The organism is Vibrio sp. 070316B, from assembly GCF_013114115.1.
Lineage (GTDB): Bacteria > Pseudomonadota > Gammaproteobacteria > Enterobacterales > Vibrionaceae > Vibrio > Vibrio chagasii_B.
Genome location: NZ_VTYC01000004.1, coordinates 196,455 through 217,060 on the forward strand (window position 1 = coordinate 196,455; position 20,606 = coordinate 217,060).

At 44.3% G+C, this 20,606-nt stretch carries 20 protein-coding genes; 10 read left to right on the forward strand and 10 right to left on the reverse strand.

Annotated features, from left to right (window positions below):
- Positions 1–94: 94 nt before the first annotated feature.
- Positions 95–268: a hypothetical protein gene (locus F0251_RS05855; protein ID WP_004737794.1), complete on the reverse strand. Its 174-nt coding sequence runs from the start codon at positions 266–268 to the stop codon at positions 95–97.
- Positions 269–544: 276 nt separating this feature from the next.
- Between F0251_RS05855 and F0251_RS05860 the strand changes: the two genes are divergently transcribed.
- Positions 545–1,381 (forward strand): DUF6279 family lipoprotein, encoded by an 837-nt coding sequence (locus F0251_RS05860; protein WP_171730552.1) that lies wholly within the window; start codon positions 545–547, stop codon positions 1,379–1,381.
- Between the two features lie 86 nt (positions 1,382–1,467).
- Here the strand turns inward: F0251_RS05860 and F0251_RS05865 are convergent, their stop codons facing one another.
- The 3 genes from F0251_RS05865 to F0251_RS05875 form a co-directional block, all read right to left on the reverse strand.
- Entirely contained in the window at positions 1,468–2,091 is a 624-nt protein-coding gene (locus F0251_RS05865) for a PolC-type DNA polymerase III (RefSeq protein ID WP_171730553.1), read from the reverse strand.
- Between the two features lie 70 nt (positions 2,092–2,161).
- Positions 2,162–2,566, reverse strand: coding sequence for a PPC domain-containing DNA-binding protein (locus tag F0251_RS05870; protein ID WP_061032248.1), 405 nt, complete (start codon positions 2,564–2,566; stop codon positions 2,162–2,164).
- 108 nt (positions 2,567–2,674) lie between these two features.
- The gene (locus tag F0251_RS05875; protein WP_061032249.1) at positions 2,675–3,880 is read right to left on the reverse strand and encodes a DEAD/DEAH box helicase; all 1,206 of its coding nucleotides are present in this window, start codon (positions 3,878–3,880) and stop codon (positions 2,675–2,677) included.
- 167 nt (positions 3,881–4,047) lie between these two features.
- Here F0251_RS05875 and bluB point away from each other — a divergent pair, with 167 nt between their 5' ends.
- On the forward strand, positions 4,048–4,716 hold the full coding sequence (gene bluB, locus F0251_RS05880; RefSeq protein ID WP_171730554.1) for a 5,6-dimethylbenzimidazole synthase: 669 nt from the start codon (positions 4,048–4,050) through the stop codon (positions 4,714–4,716).
- Between the two features lie 88 nt (positions 4,717–4,804).
- On the opposite strand, the gene F0251_RS05885 is transcribed toward bluB, so the two are convergent.
- Entirely contained in the window at positions 4,805–6,436 is a 1,632-nt protein-coding gene (locus tag F0251_RS05885; RefSeq protein ID WP_171730555.1) for an NAD(P)/FAD-dependent oxidoreductase, read from the reverse strand.
- Between the two features lie 256 nt (positions 6,437–6,692).
- On the opposite strand from F0251_RS05885, the gene fdxA reads away from it, so the two are divergent.
- On the forward strand, positions 6,693–7,016 hold the full coding sequence (fdxA, locus tag F0251_RS05890) for a ferredoxin FdxA (RefSeq protein ID WP_004737806.1): 324 nt from the start codon (positions 6,693–6,695) through the stop codon (positions 7,014–7,016).
- A 94-nt stretch (positions 7,017–7,110) separates the two neighbouring features.
- On the opposite strand, the gene F0251_RS05895 is transcribed toward fdxA, so the two are convergent.
- The 3 genes from F0251_RS05895 to F0251_RS05905 form a co-directional block, all read right to left on the reverse strand.
- Positions 7,111–7,845 (reverse strand): RNA methyltransferase, encoded by a 735-nt coding sequence (locus F0251_RS05895; RefSeq protein ID WP_171730556.1) that lies wholly within the window; start codon positions 7,843–7,845, stop codon positions 7,111–7,113.
- Between the two features lie 184 nt (positions 7,846–8,029).
- Positions 8,030–9,082: an aldo/keto reductase gene (locus F0251_RS05900; RefSeq protein WP_171730557.1), complete on the reverse strand. Its 1,053-nt coding sequence runs from the start codon at positions 9,080–9,082 to the stop codon at positions 8,030–8,032.
- A gap of 343 nt (positions 9,083–9,425) precedes the next feature.
- On the reverse strand, positions 9,426–9,569 hold the full coding sequence (locus F0251_RS05905; RefSeq protein WP_162884312.1) for a hypothetical protein: 144 nt from the start codon (positions 9,567–9,569) through the stop codon (positions 9,426–9,428).
- 355 nt (positions 9,570–9,924) lie between these two features.
- Here F0251_RS05905 and pepT point away from each other — a divergent pair, with 355 nt between their 5' ends.
- The 3 genes from pepT (at position 9,925) to F0251_RS05920 (ending at position 12,971) form a co-directional block, all read left to right on the forward strand.
- Entirely contained in the window at positions 9,925–11,157 is a 1,233-nt protein-coding gene (pepT, locus tag F0251_RS05910) for a peptidase T (protein WP_171730558.1), read from the forward strand.
- 76 nt (positions 11,158–11,233) lie between these two features.
- Positions 11,234–11,701, forward strand: a complete 468-nt coding sequence (locus tag F0251_RS05915; RefSeq protein WP_102529939.1) for a DM13 domain-containing protein — start codon at positions 11,234–11,236, stop codon at positions 11,699–11,701.
- Between the two features lie 427 nt (positions 11,702–12,128).
- Positions 12,129–12,971, forward strand: a complete 843-nt coding sequence (locus F0251_RS05920; protein ID WP_102425993.1) for a mechanosensitive ion channel family protein — start codon at positions 12,129–12,131, stop codon at positions 12,969–12,971.
- A gap of 86 nt (positions 12,972–13,057) precedes the next feature.
- On the opposite strand, the gene F0251_RS05925 is transcribed toward F0251_RS05920, so the two are convergent.
- On the reverse strand, positions 13,058–13,501 hold the full coding sequence (locus F0251_RS05925; protein ID WP_004737813.1) for a dCMP deaminase family protein: 444 nt from the start codon (positions 13,499–13,501) through the stop codon (positions 13,058–13,060).
- Between the two features lie 259 nt (positions 13,502–13,760).
- Here F0251_RS05925 and F0251_RS05930 point away from each other — a divergent pair, with 259 nt between their 5' ends.
- From F0251_RS05930 to F0251_RS05940, 3 genes are all read left to right on the forward strand, one after another.
- Positions 13,761–14,900, forward strand: a complete 1,140-nt coding sequence (locus F0251_RS05930; protein WP_061032256.1) for an efflux RND transporter periplasmic adaptor subunit — start codon at positions 13,761–13,763, stop codon at positions 14,898–14,900.
- 11 nt (positions 14,901–14,911) lie between these two features.
- A complete protein-coding gene (locus tag F0251_RS05935; RefSeq protein ID WP_171730559.1) occupies positions 14,912–18,064 on the forward strand; it encodes an efflux RND transporter permease subunit in 3,153 nt (1,050 codons plus the stop codon).
- 319 nt (positions 18,065–18,383) lie between these two features.
- Positions 18,384–19,061, forward strand: coding sequence for a MaoC family dehydratase (locus F0251_RS05940; protein WP_105058379.1), 678 nt, complete (start codon positions 18,384–18,386; stop codon positions 19,059–19,061).
- Positions 19,062–19,153: 92 nt separating this feature from the next.
- On the opposite strand, the gene F0251_RS05945 is transcribed toward F0251_RS05940, so the two are convergent.
- Complete coding sequence (locus F0251_RS05945; protein WP_171730560.1) at positions 19,154–19,969, reverse strand: phosphate ABC transporter substrate-binding protein; 816 nt, start codon at positions 19,967–19,969, stop codon at positions 19,154–19,156.
- A 270-nt stretch (positions 19,970–20,239) separates the two neighbouring features.
- Between F0251_RS05945 and F0251_RS05950 the strand changes: the two genes are divergently transcribed.
- Positions 20,240–20,602, forward strand: coding sequence for a DUF3024 domain-containing protein (locus F0251_RS05950; protein ID WP_061032260.1), 363 nt, complete (start codon positions 20,240–20,242; stop codon positions 20,600–20,602).
- Positions 20,603–20,606 lie beyond the last annotated feature (4 nt).

A 20,606-nucleotide genomic window follows, 5' to 3' on the forward strand; every position in this document is an offset into this window, starting at 1 on the left:
AGCCCTTTACTGTCACATTAAGCGCGGTGCAGTAAAGGGTGTCTCTTAATGGGGTGGTCTATTTACCCATTCTATATAAGGATTAATCTGCTCTCTATTCATCGGGCCTTATCGAATAAAGGTCGTTCAGATGTTTCCCTTCGTTAAGATACCAAGTCATCGCTTCCTGCCGGTTGCTCGCTATTATGGTCATAGTAGTTACTTTCCCATCGTCAAAATAGCAAAGCTCGTATTCTAACGCGCTGGTATTTTCAGGAATAGCGGCCATAAGCTTCCCTCCCAAATACTGTTCATTCGATACTCATTTAAAGCGTCAGCTATTTCCAACTTGCATTTCAAATAAGCAAAAAAGCCGAATAATATCACTGCTAACAATAGGTTTTATTTTAATAATTTGCCGAAATAGCTTATTTGGCAAGGCTAAGTCTCAATTTATCTGAAAGTTTTACGAGAACTTGCTTTTATAGCTAATGTTATAAGATCAAGAGTAAATCTATCTTGTCGTTTGGGTTTACTGATTTGTAATAGGCTGTGAGAGGGTGTAATGAGAAAATGCCGTTGGTTACTTCTATTTGTCTGTTTCCTATTTGTTGGATGCGGCACTAAATTCGCTTATAACAACATCAGTTGGTTTGCGGTGAGTTACATAGAAGACTTTGTTTCTCTCTCTAATAGCCAAGAGTCTGAGTTAGAGGCTCGTTTAGACTCTCTTCAAGCATGGCACAAACAAACTCAGCTGCCGCTTTATATTGAACAGCTACAAGTGCTGAAAAATATCAATCGTTCAGAGTTGAGTCCCGCTTTTGTTGTTGAGCAAAGTGAGCAAATAAAGAATCACATTCGAACCATCGTTAATAAATTCTCTCCTGATATTTATGCGTTAAGTATGCAGCTTACCCCAAAGCAGGATAGTGAATTCTTAATGAGCTTTAGAAAAAAGCAGCAAGAGTTTTACGAAGAGAGATTATCTTTGAATGATGATGATTCTAGAGAACGATATCGCGAGCGAATAGAGGAACGACTAGAGCGATGGTTAGGATCGGTATCTAAAGAACAACAACAGATTATTATGACGTGGTCTCAAGAGTGGATAAATACCAATGATGGCTGGCGAGAGTATCAAAATAATACTTATCAAGATCTCACTCTGCTCATGGAAAAGAAGAGCGACTTGCATATCTCTCAGCCGATTATTATGAAGTTGCTTTTGAACAATGAGTCTTATTACCCTGACGGTTTGGAATCTCAACTCAACAAGAATATGCAGACATCCGCCAAGTTCTTAGTGGACATCGCAGCGGTAAGTAGTGATAAGCAATGGTCTTATTTCATGAATGAATTAGAGAGCCTTGAGTCAACATTGATTACCTTGCAAGAGTAGGGCGCAAGTAAGCCTTGCCAATAAAAGAAAAGGCTACTCTAGAAATATAGAGCAGCCTTTACTTATTCTAATTATTGCGAATGCACTTAACCTCGGCTGCTCATCAGGAGCTTTGGAATTGCACCTTTGGCTGTCTTCGATATTTTCTGCATCAACTGGAAGCTAGGTTGGTATATACCGTGGTCACTCTGCAACTCATCAATCATTAATAACCATAGTCTTGCTGTCATCTCTGAATCGGCTAACGCTCTGTGGAAAGTACCATCGTTATCGATACTCTTGAAACGCACAAGGTCACCTAACTTATGAGTTGGTGCGTCTTGGATAAGGCGGCGAGCGATCAGCATTGAGCATGCAAATTGTCCACTGTAATCACGACCAATATTTTCTAACTCTGCATCAAGAAAGCGCTTATCAAATGAGGCATTATGAGCGACTAATTGGCTGTCTTGAATGAAGTCTGCAAATTCATCCATCACTTCTCCACAGCTTGCAGCACTGCTTAACATACGATTAGTGATTCCGGTATAGCCCTCAATGAACCCACTCACGCGAAATCCCGGGTTCATCAGTTGTTGAAAGGTGTCGACCACTTCGCCATTAACGAGTTTCACGGCACCAATTTCTATCGCTCGATCGCCCATATTTGGGGACAAGCCAGTGGTTTCGAAATCGAGAACGATAACGGAGTCTGCGGAGTGTGGAGCCATGGTGTTTCCTAATAACTGTTTATCTGTATCGCTTTATATAAGCGTTGGTATTGCCATCGGTGTAGCCAGCTTATTGCGGGTTATCACTGATAGTGAGCTCAGTGTAACCTGTCGAATCATCATGCTCTCTGCTGAAGGTCAAGGTATCGTAGCGATGAAGAATCAATTCAGCGGTGGTTGCGATGATGGTTCCTTCAAGTAAATGACCACCAATCACATCGCCATTCTCATCAGCTACCGAAATGTGAACGTGCTGGTGGTTCGGCGTTAGTGTTGCCATGACCGACACGATTTCGAACGGCGCTTGAATTAACTTTGTATGGTTTGCGTTTGCTAAGCGAATATTGAGTTGGGAGACACAGCCCACACAAGATGCAATAGAGCCCGCTGCGACATTATGTTTGGTCACTAGCTTTTGTAGTTCAAGCTTTAAGTCTTGGCCTCGGGTTAATCGTGTTGCAATTGGGGTGATCATTGGCTTCCCTCTAACTCTCACTGGTTTACAGAACAAAACGAAGCCTTAGTTGGCTTCGTTTTGTCATAATTTGGCAATACGCTGTGGCTTGAAATCAAGCTCGGTTAATTACTTGCCTTCTTTTGCTTGCTGTTCTCTTTTCTTCTTAGGAACAAAGTTCAGCACCGAAATAGGCACTTCTTTACGTGGTTCGAAACCTTCAACCACGCGGCGTTCAATTAAGTGACCAAGGCGCTTTTCAATAATGCATAGGTTCTTGAAGTTATCTTTTGATAAGAAAGAGATCGCTTCACCCGTTGCATCAGCACGGCCAGTACGTCCAATACGGTGAACGTAATCGTCTGCTGGGAAAGGCATATCGTAGTTAACAACGCGTGGTAGGTTATCGATATCAATACCACGTGCAGCAACGCCCGTTGCCACTAGGAACTTAAGGTGACCTTTCTTAAAGTCCGCTAAGATCTTTTCACGAATCGCTTGGCTACGTCCACTGTGGAACGCTTCAGCTTGAATGCCACGTTTCTCAAGTTGAGCAACCAATTTTGCTGCACCATGCTTGGTTTCGATGAAGATAAGCGCTTGATCCCAGTTACCTTCAGTAATCATGTGGCTCAGTAGTGCCGATTTACGGTCTTTATCTACTGTTACTAGCCATTGCTCAATGTTCGCTTTCGAAGCGTCTGTCTTGGCAATTGAAATCTCTTCAGCATCACTGATAGCACTCTTCGCTAGTGCACGAACCGGTGTAGAAAGCGTTGCTGAGAACAGCAGGTTTTGCACATCTTGCGGTAAGCGAGCGATGATCTTGTTGATGTCTTCGATGAAGCCCATGTCTAGCATGCGGTCTGCTTCATCCAGTACTAACACTTCAACCTCATCAAAGTGAACCGCGCGCTGTCCGTACATATCGATCAAACGTCCTGGTGTTGCCACTAGAATATCAACACCTTCAATCAGACGATCTTTTTGATGTTGGTAAGAGACGCCACCGTACATTGCTAAAGACGTTAGGTTTAAAAACTTCGCGTACTTCTTGATGTTTTGCTCAACTTGAACCGCCAACTCACGCGTTGGTGTAAGGATCACAGCACGGATGCGTTTCTTACGTTGTGTTTCACCTTTACTTAGCATTTCTAAGATAGGGAGAACAAAGCTCGCAGTTTTACCTGTACCTGTTTGTGCTGCCGCAATAAGGTTCTTACCAGAAAGTACAATTGGAATTGCTTTTTCTTGAATAGAGGTTGGCTTTTCGTAGCCTTGTTTTGCAACGGCTTTAACAATAGGTGAGCTTAATCCAAGCTTGGAAAATGGCATAAGTTTCTCGGTATGATTTGGCTAAATAGCGATGGAAAGGTTCAACAATCTTATACAAGGATAAGATTAATGGCGGCATTCTACCATGTTGCTTGTGTACTGCTAGCAACATACACACTTTAGTTGGATAATACTGGCTCAACAACACGACGATAAGACAGGGAAGTATGGAAATTACACCAGATGAACGCGAAGCCGTATATAAAACGATTTTTTCTCGCCGAGATGTTCGTGGTCAGTTTCTTCCTGATGAGATCCCTGAAGACGTATTGATACGTGTGTTAACTGCGGCGCACCATGCGCCTAGCGTTGGCTTTATGCAACCTTGGGACTTTGTCGTTGTTCGTGATATCGAAACCAAGCAGCAGATCAAAGCGGGCTTCAATCAAGCGCATGCAGAATCCGCTGAAATGTTCACCGATGAAAAGCAGGCGATGTATAAGCGCTTAAAGTTGGAAGGTATTGTTGAATCACCTATCGGCATCTGCGTGACATGCGATCGCAATCGAACTGGAAAGGTTGTGCTCGGCAGAACCATTAAACAAGAGATGGATTTGTACAGCACAGTCTGTGCAGTTCAAAACTTATGGCTTGCGGCAAGGGCAGAAAACCTAGGGTTAGGGTGGGTAAGTATCCTTCACGACTCAACACTACGTGATGCTCTAGATATCCCAGAGAACATCGATATCGTTGCATATTTGTGTATCGGCTACGTTGATCACTTCAAAGATAAACCAGAACTTGAAACCATGGGTTGGCTACCAAGAAGAGATGTCAACTCGGCGATTCATGAAGGGAAGTGGAACCCTAAGCAGTTAGAGGCAGATGAAAAGTAACGGCTGCGCTAGGATAGCTAATATTAAGATCTAAAAAAGGGCTCATTGAGCCCTTTTTGATATTTGTTTTAGACCGTTAACTGAGCTCTTAAGCGATTTCGATCTTCTCAGCTTGGTTCTGTTCTGCCATAGACAGTGCAAGTGCTTCTGCAACCTTAATACCGTCGATACCAGCAGACAGGATACCACCTGCGTAACCTGCGCCTTCACCTGCAGGGAAGAAGCCCTTTAGGTTGATGCTTTGGAAGTCTTTGCCACGCTTGATACATACCGGAGAAGACGTACGAGTCTCAACACCCGTTAGTAGGCCGTCTGGCGTAGAGAAACCTTTGATCTTCTTCTCGAACGCTGGGATTGCTTCACGAATCGCTTCGATTGCAAAGTCAGGCAGCGCTTTTGAAATGTCCGTTAGGTGGATACCCGGTGTGAATGATGGTTGTACATCACCCAGAGCACTTGGATCGCGACCTTTCAGGAAGTCGCCAATTTTCTGTGCTGGAGCATCGTAGTTCTCGCCACCTAGTACAAACGCGCCGCTTTCTAGTTCACGTTGTAAACGGATACCCGCTAGAGCGTCACCTGGGTAATCGCGTTCTGGATCGATACCAACAACGATTGCGCTGTTTGCGTTACGTTCCGCACGAGAGTATTGGCTCATACCGTTAGTTACAACGCGACCTTCTTCAGAGGTTGCTGCAACCACAGTACCACCTGGGCACATACAGAAGCTGTATACAGTGCGGCCATTCTTGCAGTGGTGAACCAGTTTGTAGTCCGCAGCACCTAGAATTGGGTTGCCTGCGTTCTTACCAAAACGAGCTTCATCAATCATTGACTGTTTGTGTTCGATACGGAAACCAACAGAGAAAGGCTTCGCTTCCATGTAAACGCCACGGTCGTGTAGCATTTCGAACGTGTCACGAGCACTGTGGCCAACAGCTAGTACAACGTGGCGAGACTTAATCTCTTCACCGTTAGAAAGCGTTAAGCCTGTGATTTGACCGTCTTCCATGTGAACGTCGTCTACGCGAGTACTGAAGCGAATTTCACCACCTAGCTCAATGATAGAAGCGCGCATTTTCTCGATCATGGTAACCAGCTTGAAGGTACCGATGTGCGGCTTACTTACGTATAGAATTTCTTCTGGTGCGCCAGCTGCAACGAACTCTTCGATTACTTTACGGCCGTAGTGTTTTGGATCTTTTACTTGGCTGTATAGCTTACCGTCAGAGAATGTACCAGCGCCACCTTCACCAAACTGTACGTTTGATTCCGTGTTCAAAGTGCGCTTACGCCAGAAACCAAAAGTATCTTTAGTACGTTCACGAACTTCTTTACCACGCTCAACGATGATTGGGTTGAAACCCATTTGAGCAAGCACTAGACCAGCGAATAGACCACAAGGGCCAAAGCCGATAACAACAGGGCGCTCAGTTTGATTCTCAACAGCTTTAGCGACAAACTTGTACTCCATGTCAGGAGTCACTTTTACGTGTGGGTCGCTGATAAAGGCTTCTAGTAGCTCAGCTTCGTTTTCAACGAGAACGTCCAGCGTGTAGATAAGCAGGATCTTTGATTTCTTACGAGCATCGTAGCCACGTTTAAAGATATTAAAAGAGATAACCTGATCTGAGTTGATGCCAAGCTTCGCTTCAATCGCTTCTTGAATGGCAGACTCTTCGTGGTCTAGTGGAAGTTTAATTTCGGTTAAACGTATCATTTCGATGTCTCGTTCTTATAGGTGTCTTAGCTAGACCGCTTCTAGTGAATGCAGAGTTTGGTGTAACACTGATGTTGGGAAGAAGCGATAAGCTCACAATGGCGCGCATTTTACGAGAATTTGATTTATCTGTCATACTAATTTGGAAACATGAAGCAAATAGACATGATATTAGAGCCGTATGATGTTGAATTTTGCTTTGGGATGAGTATTATCCCCATTCTTCAATTTTGACTAACTTATAGAGCAGAGCATCATGGCATTTGTCGTAGGCGATAATTGTATTCAATGTAAATACACAGACTGTGTGGCAGTGTGTCCCGCAGATGCGTTCCATGAAGGCCCCAATTTCATGGTAATTAACCCAATCGAATGTATTGATTGTGGCTTGTGTGTACCTGAATGTGATGCTCAAGCGATCTTCCAAGAAGATGAGTTGCCAGAAGATCAAAAGATCTTTATCGAAGTGAACGCAGAACTTGCTGAGATTTGGCCTGTGCAAACAGAAGTAAAACCAGCGATGGATGATGCGGAAAAGTGGAATGGTGTGCCTGATAAGTTGGCAATGCTAGAGAAATAATCCTTAAAAGCTCAAATAAAAAGGCGTACTGATTTAATCAATACGCCTTTTTTAATATCTGCACACTGCTTGTTAGTCAGTGAGTGAATGAGCTCTAACTATGTTGACGACGCATATTGTCAAGAATGATACCTGTCGCCATTGCTACGTTTAGAGATTCAGCGCCACCGAATGCTGGAATGGTGATTTTGTCCGTCACGAACTTAGCCGCATGTTCACGGATACCGTGAGACTCGCTGCCCATCAGCAAAATGCCATTTGCAGTGAAGTCAGTCTTATGAACACTTTCACCTTTTAAAAACGCGCCGTAAACTGGCAGGTTAGCTTGCTCTAAGTAAGCCGGTAAGTCTGTTTGGCTTACGTGTACTCGGCCAAAGCTACCCATGGTCGCACTGATCGTTTTAGGATTGTATGGGTCAGCGCAATCGCTGCTCGCAACGATATGCTTAATGCCATACCAGTCTGCTACGCGAATGATCGTACCTAGGTTGCCCGGGTCAGATACACCATCAAGCGCGATCATCAAACCTGTCGCTTCCGGTAATTCAACCTTTGGAATCTCAACCACGGCAATTGCCGCATTGTTACTGACCAAAGTACTCGCTTTGGTTAGATCGTCTAGCGAGGCTTCAACACAATCAAACTCAATCAGTGATGCGTGATTTTCAGATAAGAAATCAGCAGTAGCAAAGACGTTCTTCACGACTAAGTCACTATTGAATAGCTCAAGAACGTTCTTTTCACCTTGAACTAGAAACAGGCCGTGGGCTTTACGTTGTTTCTTTTGGCCCAAAGCACGAAGGAGTTTTAATTGGTTTTTTGAAATCATGTTTTTATCCTAGATATAAGCCCGCGCATTATAGAGCAAAGGTTAGATAACCAAAAGTGCGATAAGCTAATGCGATCCATATAAAAGCAAAAGCGACCCACTGAAAAAACAAGAGCGCACTAAATAGTGCGCTCTTATAGGGTCAACTTAAGCTCAACAGAACCTGATAAGCTTAGCCTACTGCTTAATACGGTACAGGATAGCGCTTAAAGACGGTGTTGATATCAGTCAGAATCTCTTCAGAAAGCGGCTTGCTGAACGCTGCTATGTTCTCTTTGAGCTGTTCCATGGTGGTTGCACCAATAATGGTTGAGGTAACGCCATCCACTTGGTTACACCATGCTAAGGCGAGCTGACTCGGCGTGAATCCATGAGCGTTTGCCACTTCTACGTAGCCTTTAACTGCTTCATTAGCCAATTCAGTATCACGGAAAATGCCTTTGCGCTGCATGCAAGTCCAACGGCTGCCTTCCGGCCTTGCGCCATCAATGTATTTGCCACTAAGCATACCGGCCGCCAAAGGTGACCACGGTAAGTAAGCGACGTCTTCATGCACGCAGTTTTCAATCAAATATGGCCAGTCTTTCGTGTGTAGCAGGCTGAATTCATTTTGGATAGAGACCATACGCGGCAAGTCATGCTTCTCGGCTAACTTTAGGTAAGTGTTAATGCCCCAAGTGCTGTCATCGGATAGACCAACGTGGCGGATTTTGCCGGCTTTAATACAGCTTGCCAGAGCTTGTAAGATCTCCAACATTTCAGCTTCATGCTGTTGTCGGTCGATGTCGCTAAAACGAATCTGATTCGGGAAATGTTTACCGAAGTGAGGTGTTGTGCGATTTGGCCAGTGAAGTTGGTACAGATCGATGTAGTCTGTTTGCAAACGCTTTAGTGATGCATCAACTGCGGCGATCACCGCTTCACCTGTGATAGGGCCACCGTTACGGACCCAAGGTAAGCCAGGGCCGGCAATCTTACTGGCAATGATCAACTCTTGGCGACGCTTTGGATTGCGTGATAACCAGTCACCGATAATCGTTTCGGTTTTGCCATAGGTGTCAGGAGAAGGCGGCACTGCGTACATTTCTGCAGTATCAATAAAGTTAATACCTTGGCTTAATGCGTATTCGATTTGTTGGTCAGCTTGTTGCTGAGTATTTTGCAGCCCCCAAGTCATGCTACCAAGACAGATTCGGGAAACGGGAATTTGACTACTTCCTAACTTTGAATATTCCATTGAATTCAGGATTCCTGTTGTTGGGTTCTCTGGTACTCGCATTATAGTTTTGAAAAGAGGGCGAGTGAGGAATGAAAACGAATATGAATTATTAGCACAAAATGGTAAGACAAGGTATGGCTTGAGGTACTTTAATGAGTCATTTCTCAGCGCTGTGAGCAGCAAGCATTAGTTGTGAAAATGGTATGCAAGAAGGGATTAGTGGAAAAGGTAATGTAACGACAGTTTTAGCGCATTCGAACGCCGAGTAATGAGTACTGCATTAGAAATAAAAAAGCTCTACCGGATAGTGAGTAGAGCGTTTTTATAGGGGTCTTAATGGTACTAGAGATCCATTCAGTTACTAGGCTGCGTTTGTATCGAACCCACCTTGGGTCTGCGCCTGCTTTAGAGCTTCCTGCCTTTGAACTTCTTTCTCAGTTAATACTGGCTGAAGTGTTTCCTCAGAGGCTTGAGGATAGAAAATGAAATATTTATTAATCGTCATAACTATATCTCCGTGTAACGTATGACAGATTCTGCATCAAGGATAAACTGTGATCATCATCCACTTTGTACTTTTTTTAGGCTGAGAGCGAAGGGCGTAGAATGCGTACAAAGCGACCGCTTATCATCCGTATGCAATATTGGAACTGACGAAACCCTCTGTTTTCAAGTATAGGAAGCCTCTCTAATTTCACACAATAATGATTTAGAGCAAATACATAGATGGTCAGGGGCGTAAGATGAAAAACCTCGCTACTGACTCTGCGTACGTATTATTTCTAATAACAAATTACTTATCAATGCGCCCTAACTATTAAGTCAGTAAATCAATTACTTAATCCATGGTGAGATGAATTATGGAAAAGCTTGTAGAACGTTTTCTGAATTACGTTACTTTCGATACGAAATCCGACCCTTCTAACCCACAGTGCCCAAGTTCAGCGGGTCAAATCACCTTTGCAGAAGTCTTAAAATCAGAATTGATCGCATTAGAGTTAGTTGATGTCTCTTTAGATCAAAATGGCTATTTGATGGCGAAACTGCCGTCGAACGTCGATTATCCAGTACCTGCGATTGGGTTTGTCGCGCACATGGATACCGCTCCTGACGCATCAGGTGCGAACGTGAAACCACAGATGATTAGAGATTACCAAGGCGGAACGATAGAATTAGGCACAAGTGGTGAGAGCTTAAACCCAAGCCAATACCCAGATCTTGATGCTCTTCATGGTCATGACCTTATTACAACCGATGGTACTACTCTGCTTGGTGCCGACAACAAAGCGGGTATCGCTGAAATCATCAGTGCTATCGCTTACCTCAAAGCAAATCCTGAAATTAAACACGGTGATATTTGCATTGGTTTCACGCCAGACGAAGAGATTGGCCGTGGTGCGGATTTATTTAATGTAGAAAAGTTTGGCGCCGAATGGGCGTACACTATTGATGGTGGACCTGTTGGTGAGCTGGAGTTTGAGAACTTCAATGCCACGAGTGCTGATGTTATCTGTCACGGTGTGAACGTTCACCCTGGTACTGCGAAAGGTAAAATGGTGAACTCGATGAACATCGCTGCGCAGTTCCAATTGATGATGCCATCACAAGAAACGCCAGAATGCACTGAAGGCTATGAAGGTTTCTACCACTTGAAGTCAGCGGTAATGGGTGTCGCTCGCTCTGAGCTTGGCTACATCATTCGCGACTTTGAGCGCGAAGGCGTAGAAGCGCGTAAGGCATTCATGCAACAAAAAGTGGATGAGCTAAATGAGCGTCTTGAGAAAGGCCGTGTTGAACTGGTTCTTACCGATAGCTATTTCAACATGAAAGAGATGGTTGAACCTCATCAGCACATTATTGAGTTGGCTAAGCAAGCGATGATCGAGTGCGATGTGGAGCCGATGATCAAACCGATCCGAGGTGGTACAGATGGTGCTCGCTTGTCATTCATGGGCTTACCATGCCCGAATATTTTTACTGGCGGTTACAACTTCCACGGTATTCACGAGTTCATTACCATTCAAGGCATGGAACAAGCGGTGAAAGTGATTGTTGAACTGTCACAACGCACAGCCGTTCACTACCAAAAATAGCGGCCTTTAGCGCGATATCTCTTTGTATTTTTGAGAGTATTCAATAATACTCTCTTTAAGCATAAGGGAGTACGCGATGAAAAAGTTAGTTTTACTTTGCACCCACTTAGCCGTGGGTGCTGTTGGTTTTGGGCTTGGTGTTTACGCATTACCCATCTTAATTGAGCCTGATTCTCCATCTTCGAGCTCAGTGCAAGCGATCAGCCAGCAGGCGATTTATACTGGTGAGTTCACTAAAGACCGCCAAGATAGCGATTTCTTGCACTGGGGCGAGGGGGTCGTGTCGGTCTCAGAAAGCGCGATTGCGTTTGAAGGCGAACTTGCTCCTGGACCGGACTACAAGGTCTATCTATCTCCTAAGTTCATTGAAACCGAGCAAGCCTTTAATGACAGTAAGAGCGAGTTACTCAGAGTCGGAGATGTCAAAACATTTGACCGGTTTATGGTTGAACTACCGGAAGGTACTGATCTTAATCGATTTAATACCGTTGTGATTTGGTGTGAAACTTTTGGCCAATTTATTACTTCTGCCAAGATAAAATGATAGCCTTCTAGGGCGTGTTGCTCTTTCGAGTTGATTTTCGCAGCGAGTTGCTGGGTATTTATACAAGACAGAGGCGTCGATGTGTTGCTAGCCTACATGAGAAGCCGATAACGTAGTAGAAATGACCAGCAAACGCTGCCCGAAGGGTTCGAGCTGGGCGACCCGCAAAAAGCGTTTTACTCTTTGTGAGGGATATTTGCTTAGAATGATTATGCTACATCTCCCTCGCCGCGATTAAAACGCTTTTGACTAGGCGTCCCCATCCGAACGAAATTTAACCGCGAAAGGTCAACACGCCCTAATAGTTAATATCAGAATGAACACGAGCGCTCTGGAGTTGAGCGCTTTTTCATAGCACTGATATTAGCGGCTTTCTTGTAAAGCTAAACGTTGTAGAGCTAAATGTTGTAATGCTAAGGATTAAGTAATGGAAAAAGTGTGGCAAGTAATAGATTTCCTACTCGCTCATAAGTTTATTTTTAGTGCGCTGATTATCAGTCTTATTTTAATCATCCGCCGAATCACCTTATCTCAAATTAGGGGTGACGTTGCTTTCCTTAGCGAAGACCAACGTAATTGGATGTCCCGTACTAAAAACGGCACCTTTGCGATTATTGTTATAACGCTTTTTCTTCTCTGGAAATCTGAAATCAGTGAGTTTGCTCTCTCAGTAACAGCAATTGCCGTTGCGATAGTGGTGGCGTCAAAAGAGATCATCTTGTGTTTCACCGGCTCTATTCAACGTGCTAGCTCACGCTCATTTAGAATTGGTGATTGGATTGAAGTGGGTAAAATCAGTGGTGAGGTGATTGAACACAACTTGATGGCGACTGTGATTCAAGAAATCGACTTGTATCATGGGCAATACCACTTCACTGGCAAGACCGCTACGCTGCCTAACAGCATGTTCTTTACTTATCCTGTAAAGAACCTCAACTTCATGAAGCGTTACGTTTACCATAGCTTTACGGTGACGGTGAAAGACTTCGTGAACCTGTACCCAATGGTGCCGGGTCTTATTGTCAAAATTGAAGAGCATTGTGAAGAGTTTATCGATGTTGCTCGTCGTTATAACGGCGTTATCGAAAAACACGCTGGTGTCGACCTTCCTGGCTCTGAGCCGCATATCCACATCACAAGCAGTTCAACCGGTGAGCAAGAAGTCCATTTTATGATTTTCTGTCCAACCGAGAAGGCGGTTCATCTAGAGCAAGAGATTCGTAAAGATTTCATGGAAGCATACGCTGAAGCATTTCCTGTCAGTGCTTAATCCTGCAGTCCGCTGAGCCCCAAACAAAAGAAAGCCGAGAGCGATAATATCGACTCTCGGCTTTTTTGTTCTAACTATCTGTTCGCTTAATCTAGGTCTGCCAGTGGCAACCAATCGACTTGCACGCCTGCTTGTTCAAACATATCTTGGCTCACTTTGATCTTGTCTCCCCAGCGAGAAAGAAAGTCTTCACTTTGCTCTGGGCAGTGAACCGCAGAAATACCGGTTTGGATGATTTTCGCTGCGCAGTTTGGGCAAGGGAAGTGAGTCACCCAGATTTCACAGCTGTCTAAATCACGCTTAGCAAACAAGATTGCGTTCTCTTCTGCGTGAAGCGTTTTTAGGTATTTCATCTCACGATCATCAGTGTCAGCACTATCCGATACGCCATGAGGGTAGCCATTAAAGCCAACTGAAACAATACGGTTGTGTTTGGTGATAACTGCACCAACTTGAGTGGACGGATCTTTACTCCAGGAACCGACTAATTCCGCCATTTGATAGAAACGTTTTGCCCATTTTGAAATCATTCGAATTACCTTAACAAGGAAGTATGAGTTTTTATTATTGAAACCATATTATGTTAGACAATATATACAGAGAGGGGAAGTAACAAACGTATATTTGATCATGAATTGTTGATGGTTTGTAAAGGGTTGATATATATCCAATTTCAATTTACAAGTTGAAACACTTTTGCGAGTTATAATTGATATTCCTCGGACATTTGAAGCAATTGTGTTACGTAACTTTTATGCTGTTCAATTTCTCATAAGTGACGGTATAACCATGCGTAAAAAGTTAATCCTTACGGCTCTTGCAAGCTCTCTTATTCTTGCTGGATGTGGGCAAGATGCCCAGAATGCCAAGCAAGCGCCATTACCTCTCGTAGCTGTACAGGATGTTAGCGTTATTTCTCATCAGCAAAGTAAGTCGTACATCGGCCGTATTGAAGCGGTTGAAGATACGGCAATTACTGCGCAGGTTTCTGGCTATCTTCAAAGCCGTCATTTCAATGAAGGGCAAATGGTCGAAAAAGGGCAGCTGCTTTATTCGATTGAGCCTTCATCATTTGAAGCTGAAGTCGCAAGTGCTAAAGCGGCCGTTGCTCAAGCTAACGCCAATCTTAAAAAGGCTGAACTAGATTTCAACCGTGGTAAGAACCTACTTCCTAAAGGCAGTATTTCTCAATCGGAATTCGATGCATTGACGGCAAACCTATTAGGTTCTCAAGCACAGCTTGAAGCTGGTCAAGCTCAGCTAAATGCCGCTAACGTTCAGCTTTCTCATACTAAGATTGTTGCGCCTTTCTCTGGACGTATTAGCGATACCAAAGTGAGCACGGGTGATCTGGTTTCTCCATCTTCTGGCGTATTAACGACTTTAGTTAGCTTAGACCCAATCCATGCATCGTTCAGTATCAGTGAGCGTGAGCGTATTGAGTTAGGTATGGACCGTATTGAAGGTGACGGCAGCAGCGATTCTGATCGTGTTGAGGTGCAAATCATGCTTGAAAATGGCGAAGCATTCGAACACCTAGGTCAGCTCGATTTCTTGGGCAACCGTATCAATCTAAACACTGGTACGATCGCGATGCGCGCGATTGCCGATAACCCAGACCAGCAACTTCTTCCTGGTCAGCACGTTCGTGTTGAGCTGCGTGAGAAGCAATCTATTGATGTTGTAACCATTCCTCGCCGCGCGGTTCAAACCGACCTTGAAGGCGACTTTGTTATGGTGCTAGTTGAAGGTGAAGCAGCTCCTGTCGCTGAGCGTAGAAACATTGAGATGGGTCGACAGGTTGAAGGGGGTGTGATTGTCCACTCTGGTCTAGAGAAAGACGATGCCGTTATTACTCAAGGCCTTCAGCGTGTTCGTAACGGTATGTCTGTTCGCATTCAACCTTCTGCGACTGAGCAAGCAGAGTAAGGGGCGGAGATATGTTAAGTCGTTTCTTTATTCAAAGGCCTAAGTTTGCCCTTGTTATATCCATAATATTGACGCTGGCAGGTGCGATCTCTCTCGCTATCTTGCCTGTGGCGGAATACCCAAAAATTAGCCCACCTTCGGTAAGTGTGTCTGCTTTTTACACAGGTGCAAGTGCAGAAGTAGTGGAACAGGCGATAGCCGACCCCATAGAAACGTCGGTGAACGGTGTTGAAGATATGATCTACATGTCTTCAAAGAGTGCTAACGATGGTTCATACAACCTTAACGTGACTTTTGATGTTGGTACTGACCCAGATATGGCTCAGGTCAACGTTCAGAACCGAGTTGCTCAAATCGAATCGAAGCTTCCACAAGAAGTTCGAATGGTGGGTGTCACTGTTAAAAAGCGTTCGCCAGACCTTTTGATGGTATTGAACTTCTATTCTCCAAATGGTGAGTACGACGATCAATTCCTGATCAACTACGTTAACCTAAACATTAAAGACCAACTGGCTCGTGTGAAGGGCATCAGTGAAGTTAACGTGCTAGGTGGTGGTGAATACGCGATGCGTGTCTGGTTAGATCCTGAGAAAATGGCTAACCTCAATATCACCACTTCTGACGTGAACCGTGCTTTGGCGGAACAGAACGTTCAAGTTGCTGCTGGTCGTATTGGTGCTGCACCTTATAACAACGCACAAGAAGTACAATTCAACTTGGTAACAAAAGGCCGACTGGAAACGGCGGATGAGTTTGAGAACGTTGTACTTCGTGCCACTCAAGATGGTTCAACGGTTTACTTAAAAGACATTGCACGTGTTGAGCTTGGTAAAAAGTTCTACGACGGTAATGGTAAATACCGTGGTCAAGATGCGTCGATCGTAACGCTGTCACTTCAGTCAGACGCTAACGCGTTGGAAAGTGGTAAAGCCGTAATGGCGATGCTCGACAACCTAAGCAAAAACTTTCCTGAAGGTGTTGCTTATGAAGCGAGTTACGACACGACAGTCTTCGTTGCTGAGTCGATCAAAGGGGTAGTAAAAACGCTGATCGAAGCTATTTTGCTTGTTATCGCAGTTACTTACCTGTTCTTGGGTAGTGCTCGTGCAACCTTGATTCCTGTTGTTGCGATTCCTGTATCTTTGATTGGTACATTTGCCATCATGCAGATGACGGGCTTTACCATCAACACGGTAACTCTGTTTGGTTTGATCTTGGCAATTGGTATCGTAGTAGATGATGCGATATTGGTTATCGAAAACGTCGACACCACCATGGCTAAAGACCCAACGATTTCACCGCGTAAAGCTACGCTGATCGCGATGAAAGAAGTGACGGGCCCAATTATTACTTCAACCTTGGTGCTACTCGCGGTATTCATTCCAGTTGCAATGCTTCCGGGTATTACTGGCATCATGTACCGTCAGTTCGCGCTGACTATCTGTATCGCGGTTGTTATCTCTTCGATCAACGCATTAACGCTGTCACCAGCACTGTGTTCATTGGTTCTTAAACAAGGTGGTGGTAACACTGCTCGTTGGTACCAAGCCTTTAACCGTGGCCTAGAATCCGTTACCAACAAATACGGTCAAGTGGCAGGTTTCTTAGTTAAGAAAGGCGTGCTGCTATTCACTTTCTTCATCGTGGCTTTGGCGGCTGTGACTTACTTTGCGAAGACAACGTCTACGGCGTTCGTACCTCAAGAAGATAAAGGTATTCTGCTGGTTAACGTTCAGCTTCCAGATGCGGCATCCTTGTCTCGTACTGAAGATGTAACCAAGCAATTACTAGAGATGGTTGAGCAAGAACCGGGTGTTGATGGTGTGACACTGGTTAACGGCTACGCATTCATGACGGGCGCTTCTGCGTCGAATGGTGCGTCGATGTTCATCAAGCTTCACGATTGGGACATGCGTAACGCACTGGATGGTCAACATTCAGCACAGGCTATCTCACAGCGTATTAATGGACGCGCTGCGACTGAACTGCCTCAGGCGATTGTATTTGCAATGGGACCGCCAGCGGTACCAGGTATGGGTGCAGCGTCTGGTTTTGAATTTGTCCTTGAAGACACTTTAGGCCGTAGCCGAACTGACCTAGCGATGGTGATGAATGACGTGATTACTGAGGCGACCAAGCAGCCTGAGATTTCACATACATTCAGTACTTTCCGCGCCAACGTACCTCACTACTATGTTGATATTGACCGTGAGAAAGCGCAGCAGCTAGGTATTCCGTTGTCGGAAATCTTCCAAACGCTACAAGGTAACCTTGGCTCGTTGTACGTGAACGACTTCACCATGTTTGGTAAGAACTTCCGTGTAACCATGCAAGCAGACAGTGACCACCGTAGCAGCATGGATGACCTACAACGATTCCACGTACGCTCTTCTGCTGGTGAGATGATCCCGCTAAGTACGCTTGTGACTTACGATCAGATCTTTGAACCCGATGTAGCATGGCGTTACAACATGTACCGCAGTGCAGTAATCCAAGGCCAGCCAGCACCGGGTTACTCAAGTGGTGATGCGATCGCGGCGATGGAACGTGTAGCGGCAGAAGTTCTGCCACAAGGTTACCAGTACGAATGGACTGGTATGGCTTACCAAGAAGTACTAGCAGGCAACCAAGCGATCTTCGCGTTCGCATTGGCACTGATCTTCATCTACTTGTTTATGGTGGCTCAATACGAGAGCTGGACAATACCTATTGCGATTATCTTAGTTGTACCCGTGGCAACCTTAGGTTCTTTCTTGGCATTGAACCTAACAGGCACACCGTTGAACCTTTACGCGCAGATTGGTTTGGTTCTCTTGATAGCCTTGGCCGCGAAGAACGCAATTTTGATTGTGGAATTCGCGAAAGTTGAGCGTGAAGAGAAAGATGTACCAATTGAAGATGCAGCCGTGAAGGGCGGTACATTGCGTTTCCGTGCTGTAAACATGACGTCTTGGTCGTTCATTTTAGGGATCTTCCCGCTTATCTTTGCGGCGGGTGCTGGTCACGTGAGCCAGAACTCTCTTGGTATTTCACTGATTGGTGGTCTGTTATGTGTATTACTAGCAGGTACGTTCCTAATCCCAGGCTTCTATGCATTTGTGCAGCGTAAACGTGAAAAAGCACACGGCGGTAATACTAAATTAGTGCCACTTGATGATGAGTAGAAGAGGTCACTCTTCATAAAGCGGATTCTTTGTAAAAACTTAATCCTTGTAAAAACTGAGGCTTAGCAGTGTGCTAAGCCTTTTTTATGCGTCAGAGTAATAAAAATGCTTTTTATATAATCAAATCTTTATTATGTGATAGAGCTAACACTCTATTTTGTGTTTTCTAATAAAATGATGTTTTATTGGTAAGCTGCTGTTTAATAATGAAATACAGGTGTTCAGCTAACGCTTGTATGCTCGAAACTATTTGCACAATAGTGTGAACTGTTTCAAAATTACGAAGTTATATTGAAATTTTTTGTGCATTGAGGTTCTTATGAAGGTCATTGATTTATTTAAACACCGAGGCGACAGCTTGTCATCGCAACACTCAGAGTTTATGCAATGGATGTCTCCAGCTCTTAGAGAGTACTGGGGCGACTTTCTGAACCGTACACAAAATAGTCACTTCTTTGCATGGGTTCGTGATCACCACAAACCTGCGGTAAACGAAGATGTGCCAGTAGAGCAACCAATCGTACTAAAGCCAGAAGCACAACTTGTGTTTGATGAGCTAAACGAGAAGATTGGTGAAGTTATTCATACTGGCGATTGGATCAATGTAAGCCAAGATCGCATCAACCAATTTGGTCTTGTGACTGAAGATATGCAGTGGATCCATACTGAGCCAGAGAAAGCAGAAACTGATTCTCCGTTCAAAACGACCATCGCACACGGTTTCTTAACTTTGTCTTTGCTTCCGCGTCTAACCGATAGCGTTGATCCTGACAAATCTCAATTCCCAACAGCGAAGATGGTTGTGAACATTGGCCTTAACCAGGTTCGTTTTCCATACCCTGTTAAATCGGGCAGCAACGTTCGTGCAAAAAGTACGTTAACTAAAGTAACGCCTATTAAGAAAGGCCTAGAGATTGAGCGCGAGATTCGTGTAGAAATCGAAGGTGTTCGTCGTCCTGGCGCTGTTATCGTTTCAGTGATTCAACTTCACTTCTAAGTGGTTTGAAAGTAAGCGATTTATAAAGATTCAAAAAAAAGAGAGAGCGTGATGCTCTCTCTTTTTGTTTTCATAAGATAAAACTTACTCACTTATTTGATGCGAGTGTAGCCGTATTCTTCAATCAGGTCTTGGCCTTGTTTGGATTTCACGAACTTGATGAAGTCTTTGCTCTCTTCAGAAACTGAATCCGTCTTGTGCAGCAACAAGAATGGGCGAGCCAGTTCATAGCTGTGGTTTGCGATGTTTTTAGATGTCGGCTCTACGCCTTCAAAAGTGATGGCCTTGATAGAGCGGTCGATTGAACCAACAGAGATAAAGCCGATAGCGTGTGGGTTGTGATTTACGATCGTTTTCACCATGCTGTTGCTGTTAACAACTAAGTTATTTGGGTTGATGTCAGACACTAAACGGTCGTTAATGATCTTTGTTAAACCAAGTAAGCTTTCGAAGCTGTAGCGTGAACCTGAAGACGCTTCACGTGTCACAACCGCGATAGGTTGATCGGCACCACCTACTTCTTTCCAATTGGTGATTTTACCTTTGTAGATATCAAACAGTTGCTCGCGAGAAACGTTACTCACGCTGTTTGAGCGGTTAGTTACAACAGCTAGACCATCAAAGGCAATAGGGAATACCTTGAGTTTGTCACTCTGTTCTTGGTCAGTTAAGTAGCGTGAGCTCATGCCGATATCAGCCACACCTTTATTAACCATGGTAATACCCGCTGTCGAGCCGATGCCCTGAGCGGCAATGTAGTTATCAGGGTGAGTCTTGTTGTACTCCTCAGCTAATACGTCCATCACTCGAGAAACAGAAGTGGAGCCCGAAATATTGGTTTCTTGTGCAAAAGCAGCTTGAGAAGACAGGGCTAAGGATAAAAGAGAGGCAAGCGCGACTCGTAACATAAACAACTCCTAGTTAATAACATTTGTCGCATATGATAGGTCGGTTATATGACACTTTTGTGAAATTCCATACGCTCTTTGTATGGTGATTGAATGAGTCAATGAACGCGTAATTCAGCAATAACAGTGGTAAGTTTATTTACACAAAATCCGTTAATGGGAGCGTGATTGTGATTTTGTATGAGGACGTTCGCTAAAATGTTGGTTGAGTCCTAAGCTAATTAAAGGGATTCCTACTTAGAGAATGCCTATGAAGTTACAAGGAGTGTTATGTCCGTCATTCATATCGAACTTAATCGCCTTCTCGTTGGGGCTGAAAAGCTCTGTACTTCCCGTAATAGCAGTTTACCTGTCGAACTCGGTAAATCGTTATATGAAGAGTGTAAGGGCGGCGTGATGTTCTCACAGGCTCATTATCTGCTCGACTCATCTCATAGTGATTACACAAACGACATTGCCTGCGTGACGTTTGATGAGCATTCTGCTTGCTGGTTGGTTACTGTGCCATTAGAGAGTGATGAAACAACCGATATCATCGCTTGGGGGCCTTATCCGTACCTTCCTCAATCCAAAGACCTTGATGCTGTGTTGTCTGAAATAGAAAAAGACCCTAAATCGTATTTTTGGTCATAAAGGT